This window comes from Comamonas piscis, from assembly GCF_014109725.1.
Classification (GTDB): Bacteria; Pseudomonadota; Gammaproteobacteria; order Burkholderiales; family Burkholderiaceae_C; genus Comamonas; species Comamonas piscis.
The window spans coordinates 2,259,221-2,273,812 of record NZ_CP058554.1 but is presented as its reverse complement, the minus strand read 5'-3'; the positions used below and the strand labels follow the sequence as shown (position 1 = coordinate 2,273,812).

Genomic DNA, 14,592 nt, shown 5'->3' with positions numbered 1-14,592 from the left:
GGCACAATCGCAGCGTGCCACTGTCCATCCCCTCCCCTTTTCAGGTTACCCACACCACCGACCGCCAAAACATGCAGCTGCTCATCCAGCTGCGCTGGCTGGCGGTGGTCGGCCAGGTGGTCACCATCTCGCTGGTCCACTGGGGTTTTGATATCTACCTGCCCTTGCGCGAGATGCTGGCTGTGCTGGCCGGCTTGGTCATCACCAACCTGATCTGCGTCTGGTGGCTGCGTTGGCGCCAGCACGATATCTCGTCCAGCGACCTGTTTGTAGCCCTGCTCGCCGATGTGGCCGCGCTCAGCCTGCAGCTCTACCTGAGCGGCGGTGCCAACAACCCCTTCATCACCTTGTTCCTGCTACAGGTCACCTTGGGGGCCGTGCTGCTCAAGCCCTTCTACGCTTGGGGCATTGTGGTGGTCACCGGCTGCTGCGCCGTGGCGCTGGCCTTTTTCTACCAGCCGCTGCAAATCATGAGCCACCGCAGCGGTGCCATGCATGCGCTCTACCTGCTGGGGCTGCTGATCAGCTTTGGGCTCAACGCCATCTTGCTGGTGTCCTTCATCAACCGCATCATGTCCAACCTGCAGCTGCGCGATACGCGCTTGGCCGATTTGCGCCAGCAGGCGGCCGAGGAAGAGCACATTGTGCGCATGGGCCTGCTGGCCAGCGGCGCCGCCCATGAGCTGGGCACGCCGCTGTCCACCCTGGCGGTGATTCTGGGCGATTGGCAGCGCATGCCCTCCATCGCGCAGGATGCGGAGATGATGGACGATCTGCGTGAGATGGAGCACCAGGTGCAGCGCTGCAAATCCATCGTCACCGGCGTGCTGCTGTCCGCCGGCGAGACCCGGGGCGATGCGCCCGAGAGCACCACCCTGGTCACCTTTATGAACCGGGTGGCCGCGCAATGGCAAAGCCACCGCCAGCCCAGCAATTTTGTCTACCGCAAGCAGGTGGCGCACGATGTGCCGATCATCTCGGATACCTCGTTGCAACAGATGATTTTCAATGTGCTGGACAATGCGCTGGAAGCCTCGCCCGGCTTTGTCCAGCTGGTTGTGGAATGCCCGGCGCAGGACGAGGCCCAGCTGGTGCTGCAGGTCACCGACAATGGCCCGGGCTTCAAAGGCGAGATCCTGGCCCATCTGGGCAAGCCCTACCAATCCACCAAGCAACGCCCCGGCGGCGGCCTGGGCCTGTTTTTGGTGATGAACGTGGCCCGCTCGCTGGGCGGCCAGGTCGAGGCCCGCAACCGCGAGCAGCACCTGGGCGGCGGCGCCGCTGTCCGCATCAGCTTGCCGCTGGCCTCCATTGCCCTGGATGATGAACCACACCATGACGCCCACCCCAGAACGCCTCTTACTCCTGGTTGAAGACGATGCCGCCTTTGCCCGCACCCTGCGCCGCTCCTTTGAGCGGCGTGGCTACCGCGTGCTGCATGCCAGCAGCGCCGAAGAAGTGGCGCAGCTGCTGCAGACCGAGCGCCCGCATTACGCGGTGATGGACCTGAAGCTGGCCGGCCATGCATCGGGCCTGTCTTGCGTGCAGCTGCTGCATGCGCAAAACCCCGAGGCGCTGATTGTGGTGCTCACCGGCTACGCCAGCATTGCCACTGCCGTCGAGGCCATTAAGCTGGGCGCTTGCCACTACCTTGCCAAGCCGTCGAACACCGACGACATCGAAGCCGCCTTTAGCCGGGTGGAAGGCACGATCGATGTGGACCTGACCGCTGCCACCACCTCGATCAAAACGCTGGAGTGGGAAAAGATCCACGAGACCCTGGCGGAGACCGGCTTCAATATCTCCGAAACCGCACGCCGCCTGGGCATGCACCGCCGCACCTTGGCGCGCAAGCTCGAAAAGCAGCACGTCCGCTAAGCAAGGGATTCAGGCAGCGTCCTCACAGGCCTGCACCAAGGCCTGCAACAGCGGCGAGCGCTGCTTACCCTGGCGCTGCAGCAGCGAAAACTGGCGCCGCATCGGCGGCAGCAGGCTGTGCAGCACCGCCAGCTCGCCGCGCTCAATCCAGGGATGCGCAATCACCCGCGACAGGCAGCTGATACCCGCCCCCCGGGCAACCGCTGTGCAAATCGCTTCCGAGCTGCCCAGCACCGCCGCCACCGGCCAGGCTTGCAGCTGCGAAAGCACGGTGTATTCCACCGCCTCGCGCGTGCCTGAGCCCTCTTCGCGCAGCAACCAGCGGCAGTTGCCCAACTGCTGGGCAGTCACCGGGCTGTGACCAGCCTCTGCCACCAGCGCATGGCTAGGCGCTGCGATCAGCACCAGTTCATCCTCCCGCCAGGGCAGCGCCTGCAGCGCCGGCCAGTGGCTTACTCCTTCGATAAAGCCCAGGTCCACACTGGCCTCGCCCACCGCATCTGCCACCTCGCGGGTATTGCCAATCACCACCTCAAACTGCACCTGGGCATAGCGCTGCATAAAGTCCGTCAGGATGGCGGGCAGCACATGGTTGGCAATGGTGGTGCTGGCCGCCAGCCGCAGCACCACGGGTGCCGAGGGTTCCGTCTGCTGTGTCGCCTGCTCCAGCTGCACCGCCAGCTCCAACAAGGCCTGCGCTTGCGGCCACAGGCTGCGCCCCAAGTCATTGAGCATCAGCCGCTTGCCACTGCGCGCAAACAGCTGCGCGCCCAGCCCCGCCTCCAGCTGTTGCAAGGCGGCGCTGACTGCCGACTGCGACAGGCCAATCGCCTGCGCGGCCGCAACCGTGCTGCCGCTTTGGGCGATTGCGCAAAAAACCTCCCACTGGCGCAGGCTGAGATGGAGCATGGTGAAACGTCGACCGCTGTTTAGGTTGAAAGAAAATTACCTACCTATTTTATCGATAGATCATAACCAAACAATCAGTTATACAGATATAAGAATAATTTCTATAGTGACCCCATATCGCTCAGCAGACCGCCGTTTTTTTGGCCTTGCTAGGGCATTTGGAACGCCCCATGTCACTCGCCACCCCTTCCCTTTCCCAATTGCGCAGCAGCCACTGGCTTGACCTGACCAAACGCCTGGCGCCCGGCCTGCTGCTGTGCGCGGCCATTGCCTGGCTGGCCAGCAGCCTGGCGGCCCTGCCCTGGTTCGGCAACCATGGGCTGAGCGCACTCACGGTGGCTATCGTCATCGGCATGCTGGTGGGCAATACCGTCTATGGCTGGGTACAGGCACCGGCTGCTGCGGGGGTGGGCCTGTCCAAGCAGCAACTGCTGCGCCTGGGCATCATCCTGTATGGCCTGCGCCTGACCTTCCAAGACATAGCAGCCGTCGGCGCCCCCGGCGTCTTGGTGGATGCGCTCATGCTCTGCAGCACCTTTGTGCTGGCCCAGTGGCTGGGCCAGCGCTGGCTAGGGCTGGATGCGCGCACGAGCATCCTGGTGGGTGCCGGCAGCGCGATCTGCGGCGCAGCGGCGGTGCTGGCCACCGCGCCGGTGGCCAAGGCGCGGGCGGATGATGTGGCGGTGGCTATTGCTACCGTGGTCGTCTTTGGCACCCTGGCCACTTTTCTGTACCCGGTGCTCTACCCGTGGCTCGCTCCCAGCCTGCAGATGAGCGAGGCCGGCTATGGCCTCTGGGTGGGCTCTACCGTGCACGAGGTCGCCCAGGTGGTGGCCGCTGGCGGCGCCATCAGCAGCAGCGCGGCCGATACCGCCGTTGTGGCCAAGATGGTGCGGGTGATGATGCTAGCCCCATTTCTGATTGCGCTGTCGCTGTGGCTGGCCAAGCGGCCTGGCAGTGATGCATCGGCCCCGCAGCCCGCCGCCAGCGGCGCCGTGCAGGCCCGCCAGATCACCATTCCCTGGTTTGCCTTGGGCTTTGTCGCCGTCGCTGGCATCCACTCGATAGGCATCATCCCCGCACAGGCGCTGGCCGTGGGCGTGCAGTGGGACAACGCGCTGCTGACGATGGCCATGGCCGGGCTGGGCCTCACCACCCATGTGCGCTCGGTCCGGGCTGCCGGCATCAAGCCCTTGCTGCTGGGGCTGGTGCTGTTTGTCTGGCTGGTGCTGGGCGGGCTCGCGGTCAATACCTGGATTGGAGGGATCTCAGCGCTCTGAGACCTCATAAGCACATACCCAAAAAATCGTTGACCCAATGCGCAAAGCTGTTACAACCGGGAGGCATATTTCCGCCAACAAAAAGGACTCCAACACCATGCGCATCGAGACATTGGCCGTTCACGCAGGCTATTCGCCCGACCCGACCACCAAGGCTGCGGCGGTACCCATCTACCAAACGGTGGCCTACGCTTTTGACAGCGCACAGCATGGGGCGGACTTGTTTGACCTGAAGGTGCCGGGCAATATCTACACCCGCATCATGAACCCAACCACCGATGTGCTGGAAAAGCGCGTGGCCGCGCTCGAAGGCGGCATTGCCGCGCTGGCGCTGGCATCAGGCATGGCAGCGATCACCGCCGCCATCCAGACGTTGGCCGAAGCGGGTGACAACATCGTCTCGGCCAGCACCTTGTATGGCGGCACCTACAACCTGTTTGCCCACACCTTTCCGCAGCAAGGCATCGAAGTGCGCTTTGCCGATCCGCGCGACCCGGCCAGCTTTGGCGCCTTGATCGATGACAAGACCAAGGCTGTGTTCATCGAATCCATCGGCAACCCGCTGGGCAATGTGACCGACATCCGCGCGCTGGCCGATGTGGCGCATCGCCATGGCGTGCCGCTGATCGTGGACAACACAGTGCCCTCGCCCTACCTGCTGCGCCCCATCGAGCATGGCGCCGACATCGTCGTGCACTCGCTCACCAAGTACCTGGGTGGCCATGGCACCAGCGTGGGCGGCGCGATTGTTGATAGCGGCAAGTTCCCCTGGGCGGAGCACAAGGCACGCTTTAAACGCCTCAACGAGCCCGATGTGAGCTACCACGGTGTGGTCTACACCGAAGCGCTGGGCCCAGCGGCCTACATTGGCCGCGCGCGCGTCGTGCCCTTGCGCAATATGGGCGCGGCCATTTCGCCGCAGAACGCCTTCCAGATCCTGCAAGGTATCGAGACCCTGGCCTTGCGCATGGACCGCATCTGCGAGAACACGCAAACCATTGCCGAGACCCTGCAAAAACACCCTAAGGTCGCCTGGGTGCGCTATGCAGGCCTGCCCGACCACCCGGACCATGCCATTCTGCAAAAGCAGTCGGGTGGCCGCGCCTCGGGCATTCTGTCCTTCAGCCTGAACGCCGCCGATGGCGAAGGCCGCGCGGCTGGTGCCCGCTTTCTGGATGCGCTACAGCTGTTCACCCGCCTGGTCAATATTGGCGAAGCCAAGTCGCTGGCCACGCACCCGGCCTCCACCACCCACCGCCAATTGGACAGCGCCGAGCTGGAAAAAGCAGGGGTGAGCGAAGGGATGGTGCGCCTGTCCATCGGCATCGAGCATGTCGATGACCTGCTGGCCGATCTGGAGCAGGCACTGGCCAAGGTCTGACGGTCCGTCGCGCATAAAAAAGAGCCGCTTGGAATAAGCGGCTCAATCACGGTGCTCTTTGATTCCTGGCTCACCAGGAGTGGGTTCTAATCGCGTTTAGAAACGGTAGCCGACGCCCACGCCCAGCAACCAAGGATCGACCTTGAAGGTCCCCACCTTGGTGCCTGCCGAGCGCACATCGGTCTTGATGTAGACCTTCTTCACGTCCACATTGATGGACCAGTTCTTGTCGAGCATGTAGTCAAAGCCGATTTGCAGCGCAGCGCCAAAGCTGTTCTTCTTGATCGATGGATCCAGCGCGGCCTCTACCGCAGGGGCAAAGTTCACGTTCGAGAAACGCGTGTAGTTCACGCCCGCGCCCAGGTAGGGCTTGAACGCACCCATGTTGGTGAAGTGGTACTGTGCCAGCAGGCTGGGAGGCAGGTGCTTGAGCGAGCCGATCTTGGCGCCGTCCGAGCGCAGATCGTGCTTTTGTGGGTAGGTCAGCACCAATTCAGCCGCGATATTGGGCGTGAAGAAATAGGTCACATCCACTTCAGGAATGGTCTTGTCGTTGATCGACAGACCCAGGCCGGTGGAATCCTTGTTGGCGCTGTCCAGATGCACCGCACGCAAACGCACTTGCCAAGGGCTTTGCGCCTCCTGCGCCATCGCCGCACCCGAAGTCATTGCACAGACAGCCGCTGCTGCCAATATCATTTTTTTCATCGTCATTTGCCCTCACTGCGATCTTGCTCGCATGGATTGAAAAGTAGCTGGATGGGCCCAAAGTCCGCCTGCAGCTGCCCGGCGCCCAAAGCCACCTCACCAGCTGCAGATCCCTCTCTGGCATCCATGCTTTGCATCTTCTTCCGATGCGGGCCAGACAGCCCTGACCCAGATCAACGAGACAAAACAAGCAATGAAAAAAAGGCGGCCCGCTGTTGCGATGCCGCCTTCTATGGTTTGCTAGACCGCGCCCCAGGGGCGTGGTCAGCAGCTATCCGCGATGCCTTGCGCTCAGTGCCCGCGTACCTTGTGCCAGGCCTCCACCGCCAGCACCACCAAGCCGCCGATAGCAGCACCAACGACCACGTGTACGAGGGTGGGCGCCAGCAAGGCCACCACGCCGCCCATGGGGGCCACGGTGCTCTCCAGCCAGTGCTCAATCGGGCCGATGCCATGCACCAGCAAGCTGCCTCCCACCATGAACATGGCGGCGGTTCCCACAATCGACAGGCCGCGCATCAACCAGGGCGTGAAGGCAATCAGGCCCCGGCCAAAGGCCTTGGCAGCAGCGCTGGACTTGCGCATCAGCCACATGCCCACATCGTCCATGCGCACAATGCCGGCTACCAGGCCGTAGACAAACACGGTAATCGCCAGCGCCACAGCGACCAGCACGGCAAACTGCTCCCACAGGGGCTTGCTGGCCACGGTGCCCAAGGCAATCGCCATGATTTCTGCCGACAGAATAAAGTCGGTCCGCACGGCGCCGGCCACCTTGGCTTTTTCATAGGCCACCGGGTCCATGTTCTTTTCGCTCGCCGCCTTGACCGACGACGGCGCCACGCCCATCTGCTCGGCCTGCTGCGAATCCTTCACGGCATCGTGGGCCTGCTTGGGCTTGTGGAACAGACTCAGCACCTTCTCCACCCCTTCAAAGCACAGAAAAGCGCCCCCCAGCATCAACAGGGGCGTGATCAGCCAAGGCGCAAATGCGCTGATCAGCAACGCCGCCGGTACCAGAATGGCCTTGTTCTTCATGGAGCCCTTGGCAACGGCCCAAACCACCGGCAATTCGCGGTTGGCCTTCACGCCTGTCACCTGCTCGGCGTTCAGCGCCAGGTCATCGCCCAACACCCCCGCCGTCTTTTGTACCGCTACCTTGGTCTGCGTGGCCACATCGTCGAGGATGGCGGTGCTTTTGCCCGCCGCCGTCTTGGTCATCAGCGCAACATCGTCGAGCAAAGTCGCAATATCATCGAGCAACATCAACAAACCAGCACCAGCCATTACGCACTCCCTATCAAATTCGGTGGCAAATCATAGCGATTTCACAAAGCAATGCCGTGTCAGGCCCCGTAAAACGGTGATTTCTACGTTTTGTTGGATGTTGTTCACAAAACTTTATGTAGGCCTTGTCAACAACTTCAGCGCGCCGCCCGTTGTACACCCATCTACACCAGAAAGGTGAAAGGACTGAAATGACTGAAGTGTTTGCTATTTGGCCTGAAGACGAACGTGACCGTAAGCGTGCTCCTGCCCGCTTCTGATACCAGCGCAGCTTGCCAGCGGTTGAGCCAGAACTAAAAACCCGGCGCCCGCATCGATTGCAAGCCCACTGATCTCTCTCACTTTAGCCCCGCTCTGCGGGGCTTTGTTTCGCCTGTAGCAATGCGCCTACAGGGCAACACTTCAAGCCCTCTGCCGTGACAACCGCAGAGGGCTTTGGTTTTTAAACCGCGACCATGTGCTCGTACAGAATCAGCGAGCCAATCGCGATCAGCACCACGCCACCCACCGCCTCTGCCCAGCGGCCGGTGATATTGCCCAGCAGGCGCCCCACCATAACCCCCAAGGTCACCATCGCAAAGGTCGCAAAGCCGATGCTGAGCGCCACCAGGGTGATGTTCACATCCAGGAAGGCCAGGCCCACACCCACCGCCATCGCATCAATACTGGTCGCAAAGCCCGTCGCCACCAGCAGCCAGAAACCATGCCGCGCCGGCCGGCTCATCTCGGGCTCATCAGCGCTTTTGAAAGCGCCCAGCACCATGCGGCCACCCAGCACCAAGAGCAGCACAAACGCAATCCAGTGGTCCCAGGCCTTTACATAATCGGAAGCGGCATAGCCTAGTGCCCAGCCCACCAGCGGCGTGATGGCCTCGATGACGCCAAAAATCAGGCCGGTGCGCAGCGCCTCCGACCAACGGGGTTTGACAAGAGCGGATCCTTTGCCAATCGCGGCGGCAAAGGCATCGGTAGACATGGCAAGCGCCAACAGGGTGATGGAAGCAGCGTTCATCGGGAGTTCTTCTAGGACGGTCGGGCATGAGCACAACGGCACGCCACCACTGCCCGACCCAAGTCGTGCTGACATGCCGATGGTCTCGCCAACCGAAGAACGGATGTCTGCGCCACAGCATGCGAAATGCCGAGTATGTTGACGCAGACGCTTCCAGCGCGGAAGCAGGCTACTCCCCAAGGGAGCCCGCAGTCTAAACGCTGCGCAGCGCTTCGGGGCGCATGGCCCCAAGGGCGCCAAGCTCATTAGAAATGGATCGCATTTCTGTCTCTGCGCGTGAGAAATCGGAAACCATCCCAGCCAGATACCCCGTGCGCAGAACCACGGCTGTGATTGCGCAATGGAGCGTTTCGAAGCCACTTAAGTAGTGGTTACAACGATGCTCAGCGGCCACGAAAGATTTACGAGCTTTTGTTTTTACTGGATTCATTCCAATTATTCCAAACCGAACCAGATAATTATTATAGCCAGCTTCGGAGCTGCCTGCACTCACTCACCTTAAAACTCTCAATATAAATAGATTTACAATTCCGAAAAAAATTGGCATGACCATAATTAGGGTACCAATCAAATATGTTTTGTAGCCATAAGGAAGACTAACGAGAAATAAAAAAATCACCAACCCCAAACATAAATTCAATGCAGATAAAATCTTACCTTTTTTGCTGGATTTTATGAAAAATTGCAAAAATATTGCAAATAGCCACAGGATTATTGACCCTACCCCCATTACCGCAACCAACGGATCACCAGACGCAACAGCATTAAAATCCATTAATCCAATTAATAAAAATATTATTTTTCGCATTTGCATCCTATTTTAAGTCCTGCAACATTATTATTTTTGTAAGCCTGCCATGCATTCTCTGTTACCCTATATAACGGATGACCTTCCACAGGCATTTTCAATTCGTTAAGAGCATGTCCCCATAAGTCATACCATGGCACACTATCTGACCAAGGTTGAAATCCGGCATGTTGAGCAGAGGTTGAATCTTGCATTACGTGCAGTGCAACTCCAAAAAGGAAAAGAGATTCGTAGTTGTTACCCTTAGTTTTTTCATCTATAGCTGCTTGACCAACAATTTTTAGGAAGTCATTTGATTGCGCGCATGCATCACCGGATGACTGCCTTGCATCGCCATTACTCATGGCATGCATAAATGACTTATCTGCCGTCTGATTAATTCCCGAATCTGCCCACACTTGACCTTTGTTTATGATAGACACTCCTTTTAAGTATCCGATTTCCCCACCGAGAACCTGAAGGGTTGCATTTTGGTGAACATAAAATCCTTTTTGAGATGCATGCAACCCCAAATGATCCACATACTGAAGAGGATTTAACGGATACATGAAAAAATTATTCCCCCCTAATAAATGAATGGGGTCTTGGTTTACATAGCAACCCCCAGTGGAGTCATAATACCGATGCCGGTTGTAATAAAGCCCCGTATCCCCATCCGCATGCTGCCCCGGCAGCCGAATCGGCTGGTACAGCTCACCCGGGTTATGCTCCACCCGCACATTCCCCCAAGCGTCTAATTGCACTGCCCAGTCCAGCCGGCTGTCTTCCCGGATCAAGGCGTTGGGCGTCCCCAGGTGGTCGCAGAGGTAGTGGCGGATCTCTACCTTTTTCGCCGCTTCTTCGCGCTGGGTTTTGACGGCCTGCTCAAACTCGTGGAGCTGTTGGCGCATGAACTGCTGCACTTCGCCACTGATGCCCAGCTTGCCGATGTTCTCGTTGATGCGCGCTGTTGTGGCGCTGAGGTCCGTGAACATGGAGCGCAGCGCGTCTTGCGCGATGCCGGGTTGGATTTGTGCGAGGAGCTCTTCGGCCAGATCGGGGGCGGCTTTGCTGGCTCTGCGCAGCTGGACGAGCGGAGTGAACGACCCAGGCTCGTAGATGGTGTGGATGACTTCGGGTTGGGCTGCGCCGTCGTTGTCTCTCACGTTCGCGCTGTTGAACCGCTCGGTGTGGATCAAGCGGTCGCCATCCCAGCCGAAGTAGTCTGTTTCGCCTAAATCGCCCGCTGCTGAGTTGGCGCGTATGTAGTATTTGACTAGCCGCCGCCCAAACGCGTCGTAGCGATACTGCTGGCCGGTCTGTTTTTCGTTTTCTGTGACGACTACCTGCACCAGTTGGTTTCCGCTGTCATACGTCAGCTCCAGCTTGCGGCCTGTCTCCTCATCCAAGCTTTGTGTGCGATTGCCTCGGCTGTCGTACTGGTAGTGGATTTTTGCGCCTGCGCTGCTCGCGTCTTCCTGATTCTCGTAATACGCCACGCGGTTGCCGGCCCAGCGTTTGCTAGTTTGTACAGGCTGGTTGTGTGCGGGGTCAGGGTCCGCCTGCAGTGGATTGAAGTCGCTGCGCAGCAGTTGCTCTTTGGTGATGGGGTTGGCTTGGGTGGCCGCACGTTGCTGGGCGCGCAGGCGGTCGGTTTCGTTGAGGTGGCCGGTGATGGCGTCTGGGGTTGCGGGCTTAGTCTCGGGGCCTGCGATGGGCAGGCGGTTGCCTGCGGGGTCGAATTGCCAGCGTTGCGATCCGGCATGCGGCGTGTGGGCGCCGGTCAGGCGTCCTGCCCCGTCGTACGCAAAGCGGCTGTCGGCTTGCCAGAAGAAGTTGCCATCTGCATGGGTGTAGTGCTGGGCATCTTGCGCTGCAATCGCTTGTGTGTAATGCAGCTCGTAGCCACGGCCCACGCCATCGTCGATGGTGGTGATGCGTTCCTGGCCCAAAACCGCAGACCAGAAGTAGCGCTGGGAGCGGCCCAGCCGGTCCACCTTGCCCAGCGGAATCCAGTTTGAATCGATGTCCGGTTCCTCGACCGTGACTGGTTTGCCTTCAGCCTTTTGCGCCTTCATCGCCTTGCGCGCCGCTTCAATCGCCTGCCAGTTGGCGGGACCAAACACCCAGACCGTGTCCCCGCTCCCATTGGCCGCCAGGATCATCAAATCCCCGCAAGCCATATCGCGCCGAATCCAAGAAAAGCGCCCCTGCCACCACAAGGGCGCCTGCTGGCTGTGCGGCGGCGGGGCTTCAAAGCTATCTGCTGCGCCGCGCTCGTTGAACTTGGCGGGCGCCGTCATGGCAGCCAGATCGTTAGACAAATTGCCCGGATGCCTGCCCGAGCGCAGCAGCCAGATATCTTCGCTGGGGCTGTAAATGGATTCACCCGCCGCAAGCGCATCAAATGTGATAGTTCGGCCCTGGCTGTCATGCAGCAAGGTGGCGCTAGCTTCTACCTTGATGCGCAAATCTGTTGGAAGGCCCCAGCCATAGCCCAACACCCCGCAATGGCCGCCGTGCTGCGCGTTGACATAGCTGCTGTACTGGCGCTGCCAGATGATGGGCATCGCGCCTGGCAATGCGAAGTCCAAGTCAGAAGACCCAGACAACACTTTGGCGCCGAGCTGCGCATTGACGGGGTTGCCAATGCCCTTGCCATCCTCTTTGCTCTCTGCCTTGCCGCCGGGGCAGACGGAGCATGCGACACCGCCTTGAGTGCCGATCAGAACCGTCCTGGAACCGGTGACGATCCGTGCGTATTTGACCTTGTCATCGATGCGGGCTGCGGGCTTTCCGGACATAAGATCTCCAATCGAAAACGATCGATGGTTAGTTTTAATCTAACATACTGAAGGTTTCGATCGGCAGCTTTGTGGCGGATATAGACCAACCCAGGGTTGGCCCTAGTTCATTTTTGAACGCTTTGTATACACTTAATGTATGCATATTCGCACACAAAACAACGCCATTGAGCGCCTGTTTATAAGTGTGCATGGCGAGACAAATCCAAGGATGCCAATGAACGATCTTGCAGCGAACCAGAACGCAGGCTATGCCTTCAACCCGGCCCAGCAGCGGCCCGCAGAGGCAGGCCATTTGCCGGCGGGCGTATGCCCCTCGCTCTACAACAAGGACCTGGCCCCAACCAAGCAAGACAGCCGATCCTGGGGGGCCTACAGCCTGTTCACGCTCTGGGCCAATGATGTGCACAGCCTTGGCAACTACGCCTTTGCCATCGGCCTTTTTGCGCTGGGCCTGGGCGGTTGGCAGATTCTGACGGCGTTGATGCTGGGTGCGGGGCTGCTGTTTGTGCTGCTGACCCTGTCCGGGTTTATGGGTCCCAAGACGGGGGTGCCGTTTCCGGTGATGAGCCGCATCAGCTTTGGCACCCGGGGCGCGCAGATTCCTGCGCTGATCCGGGGCGGCGTGGCGATTGCCTGGTTCGGCATCCAGACCTACCTGGCCTCCAAGGTGCTCGACGTGTTGTTGATCACCCTCTTCCCCAGCCTGCAGCCGCTGCTGGCACACCATGTACTGGGGCTGCCGGTGCTGGGCTGGATCAGCTTTAGCCTGCTGTGGGTGGTGCAGACGATGATTGCCTGCTGGGGCATGGAGAGCATCCGCAAGTACGAGGCCTTCGCCGGACCGGTGATTCTGGTGACCTTTATCGCGCTGGCCGGCTGGGTGCTCTACAGCTCGGGCGGCAAGATCCAGTGGACGGCGCCCCAGCCCAGCACTGGTGGGGCGATGTGGGTGCAGATCATGGGTGCGGCCTCGCTGTGGGTCGCCATCTATGGCACCTTTGTGCTCAATTTCTGCGACTTCACGCGGGGCGCCACCTCGCGCAGTGCGGTGGTCAAGGGCAACTTCTGGGGCATTCCGATCAACATGCTGATCTTCGGCCTGATCGTCGTTGTGCTCACCGGCGGCCAGCTGGCGATTGATGGCACCCTGATCCTCAGCCCGACCGACATTGTCGAGAAGATCCCCAACAAGCCGCTGCTGATTCTGGCCAGCCTGTCGCTGCTGATCCTCACCATCGCCGTGAACCTGATGGCCAACTTTGTGGCTCCTGCGCTGGCCCTGGCCAACCTGCTGCCTCGCCACCTCAACTTCCGCCGTGCAGCGCTGGTCAGCGCCATCCTCGGCTTTGTGATCCTGCCCTGGAACCTCTACGATTCGCCGCTGGTGATTCTGTATTTCCTGGGTGGCCTGGGCTCCTTCCTCGGCCCACTGTTTGGCATCGTCATGGCCGACTACTGGCTGATCCGCAAAGAGCGTGTCCATGTGCCTGCGCTCTACAGCGATGACCGCAACGGCCCTTACCATTACCAAAACGGCGTCAACCGCCGCGCCATCCAGGCCTTGGTGCCCTCAGCCTTGATTGCGCTGCTGTTTGCCTTTCTGCCCGCACTGGAATCGGTATCGCACTTTTCCTGGTTTATCGCAGCCGGGCTCGGCGGCCTGTTCTACTGGCTGCTGACCCCCAAGGGCCAGCACTACGAAGACCAGGACGGCGAGGCCATTGCGGTGGACCATGCCCAACATTGAGACGGAGTTTTTTGCATGCGTATTCTGATCGTGAACGTCAACACCACCGAGAGCATGACCGAGGCCATCGGCGCCCAGGCCCGTCGGGCTGCGGCACCAGGCACCGAGATCGTCGCCCTCACTCCGCGCTTTGGCGCCGAATCGGTGGAGGGCAATTTTGAGAGCTACCTCTGCGCTGTCGGCGTGATGGATGCCGTCATGCGCTATGACCAGCCCTTTGATGCCGTCATCCAGGCCGGCTACGGCGAGCATGGCCGCGAAGGCCTGCAAGAGCTGCTGGAAGTGCCCGTTGTAGACATCACCGAGGCGGCGGCATCGACCGCCATGTTCCTGGGCCACAAATATTCTGTGGTCACCACCTTGGACCGCGCCGTACCCTTGATCGAAGACAGGCTCAAGCTGGCCGGGCTGGATGCGCGCTGCGCCTCGGTGCGCGCCAGCGGCATGGCCGTGCTGGAGCTGGAAAGCCAGCCCGAGCGCGCGGTCGATGCCATCGTACAGCAGGCCGCCAAGGCAGTGGAAGAAGACCATGCCGAGGTCATCTGCCTGGGCTGCGGTGGCATGGCCGAACTCGAAGACAAGGTGCGCAGCCGCACCGGCGTGCCCGTGGTCGATGGCGTGGCTGCGGCGGTGACCATTGCCGAATCGCTGGTGCGCCTGGGCCTGAAGACCTCCAAGGTGCGCACCTATGCGCCGCCCCGCGCCAAGCGGATTACCGGCTTTCCGCTGCCCGATTCGCTGGGCCGCTGAACGCCTTCCAAGAACCAGCCTCTGTTGACTCCAACTGCCCTGCTCC

At 60.3% G+C, this 14,592-nt stretch carries 11 protein-coding genes and 1 riboswitch; of the genes, 6 read left to right on the top strand and 5 right to left on the bottom strand.

Annotation, left to right across the window (positions count from 1 at the left end; translation table 11 throughout):
• Nucleotides 1–71: 71 nt before the first annotated feature.
• Nucleotides 72–1,373, top strand: coding sequence for an ATP-binding protein (locus HS961_RS10145; RefSeq protein WP_238347881.1), 1,302 nt, complete (start codon nucleotides 72–74; stop codon nucleotides 1,371–1,373).
• The gene (locus tag HS961_RS10140) at nucleotides 1,336–1,878 is read left to right on the top strand and encodes a response regulator transcription factor (RefSeq protein WP_182327606.1); all 543 of its coding nucleotides are present in this window, start codon (nucleotides 1,336–1,338) and stop codon (nucleotides 1,876–1,878) included. Before HS961_RS10145 ends, HS961_RS10140 begins: the two co-directional genes overlap by 38 nt.
• A gap of 9 nt (nucleotides 1,879–1,887) precedes the next feature.
• Here the strand turns inward: HS961_RS10140 and HS961_RS10135 are convergent, their stop codons facing one another.
• Nucleotides 1,888–2,787, bottom strand: a complete 900-nt coding sequence (locus HS961_RS10135; protein WP_182327603.1) for a LysR family transcriptional regulator — start codon at nucleotides 2,785–2,787, stop codon at nucleotides 1,888–1,890.
• 170 nt (nucleotides 2,788–2,957) lie between these two features.
• Between HS961_RS10135 and HS961_RS10130 the strand changes: the two genes are divergently transcribed.
• Both HS961_RS10130 and HS961_RS10125 read left to right on the top strand, forming a co-directional pair.
• On the top strand, nucleotides 2,958–4,067 hold the full coding sequence (locus tag HS961_RS10130) for a YeiH family protein (RefSeq protein ID WP_182327601.1): 1,110 nt from the start codon (nucleotides 2,958–2,960) through the stop codon (nucleotides 4,065–4,067).
• 97 nt (nucleotides 4,068–4,164) lie between these two features.
• Entirely contained in the window at nucleotides 4,165–5,448 is a 1,284-nt protein-coding gene (locus HS961_RS10125; protein ID WP_182327599.1) for an O-acetylhomoserine aminocarboxypropyltransferase/cysteine synthase family protein, read from the top strand.
• Nucleotides 5,449–5,544: 96 nt separating this feature from the next.
• On the opposite strand, the gene HS961_RS10120 is transcribed toward HS961_RS10125, so the two are convergent.
• The 4 genes from HS961_RS10120 to HS961_RS10105 form a co-directional block, all read right to left on the bottom strand.
• The gene (locus HS961_RS10120) at nucleotides 5,545–6,156 is read right to left on the bottom strand and encodes an OmpW/AlkL family protein (RefSeq protein WP_182327597.1); all 612 of its coding nucleotides are present in this window, start codon (nucleotides 6,154–6,156) and stop codon (nucleotides 5,545–5,547) included.
• Nucleotides 6,157–6,447: 291 nt separating this feature from the next.
• A complete protein-coding gene (locus HS961_RS10115; protein ID WP_182327595.1) occupies nucleotides 6,448–7,443 on the bottom strand; it encodes a DUF808 domain-containing protein in 996 nt (331 codons plus the stop codon).
• A gap of 442 nt (nucleotides 7,444–7,885) precedes the next feature.
• Nucleotides 7,886–8,455, bottom strand: coding sequence for a manganese efflux pump MntP (gene mntP / locus HS961_RS10110; RefSeq protein WP_182327593.1), 570 nt, complete (start codon nucleotides 8,453–8,455; stop codon nucleotides 7,886–7,888).
• Nucleotides 8,456–8,470: 15 nt separating this feature from the next.
• Nucleotides 8,471–8,638: riboswitch (yybP-ykoY riboswitch) on the bottom strand.
• 612 nt (nucleotides 8,639–9,250) lie between these two features.
• Nucleotides 9,251–12,046: an RHS repeat-associated core domain-containing protein gene (locus tag HS961_RS10105; protein ID WP_182327592.1), complete on the bottom strand. Its 2,796-nt coding sequence runs from the start codon at nucleotides 12,044–12,046 to the stop codon at nucleotides 9,251–9,253.
• A gap of 217 nt (nucleotides 12,047–12,263) precedes the next feature.
• Here HS961_RS10105 and HS961_RS10100 point away from each other — a divergent pair, with 217 nt between their 5' ends.
• A complete protein-coding gene (locus HS961_RS10100; RefSeq protein WP_182327590.1) occupies nucleotides 12,264–13,796 on the top strand; it encodes an NCS1 family nucleobase:cation symporter-1 in 1,533 nt (510 codons plus the stop codon).
• Nucleotides 13,797–13,811: 15 nt separating this feature from the next.
• Nucleotides 13,812–14,546, top strand: a complete 735-nt coding sequence (locus HS961_RS10095; protein WP_182327588.1) for an aspartate/glutamate racemase family protein — start codon at nucleotides 13,812–13,814, stop codon at nucleotides 14,544–14,546.
• The last annotated feature ends 46 nt before the right edge of the window (nucleotides 14,547–14,592 follow it).

Coding starts and splice junctions, on each gene's coding strand:
- HS961_RS10145 (WP_238347881.1), top strand. CDS start 72: ATGCAGCTGCTCATCCAGCTGCGCTGGCTGGCGGTGGTCGGCCAGGTG.
- HS961_RS10140 (WP_182327606.1), top strand. CDS start 1,336: ATGACGCCCACCCCAGAACGCCTCTTACTCCTGGTTGAAGACGATGCC.
- HS961_RS10135 (WP_182327603.1), bottom strand. CDS start 2,787: ATGCTCCATCTCAGCCTGCGCCAGTGGGAGGTTTTTTGCGCAATCGCC.
- HS961_RS10130 (WP_182327601.1), top strand. CDS start 2,958: ATGTCACTCGCCACCCCTTCCCTTTCCCAATTGCGCAGCAGCCACTGG.
- HS961_RS10125 (WP_182327599.1), top strand. CDS start 4,165: ATGCGCATCGAGACATTGGCCGTTCACGCAGGCTATTCGCCCGACCCG.
- HS961_RS10120 (WP_182327597.1), bottom strand. CDS start 6,156: ATGAAAAAAATGATATTGGCAGCAGCGGCTGTCTGTGCAATGACTTCG.
- HS961_RS10115 (WP_182327595.1), bottom strand. CDS start 7,443: ATGGCTGGTGCTGGTTTGTTGATGTTGCTCGATGATATTGCGACTTTG.
- mntP (WP_182327593.1), bottom strand. CDS start 8,455: ATGAACGCTGCTTCCATCACCCTGTTGGCGCTTGCCATGTCTACCGAT.
- HS961_RS10105 (WP_182327592.1), bottom strand. CDS start 12,046: ATGTCCGGAAAGCCCGCAGCCCGCATCGATGACAAGGTCAAATACGCA.
- HS961_RS10100 (WP_182327590.1), top strand. CDS start 12,264: ATGAACGATCTTGCAGCGAACCAGAACGCAGGCTATGCCTTCAACCCG.
- HS961_RS10095 (WP_182327588.1), top strand. CDS start 13,812: ATGCGTATTCTGATCGTGAACGTCAACACCACCGAGAGCATGACCGAG.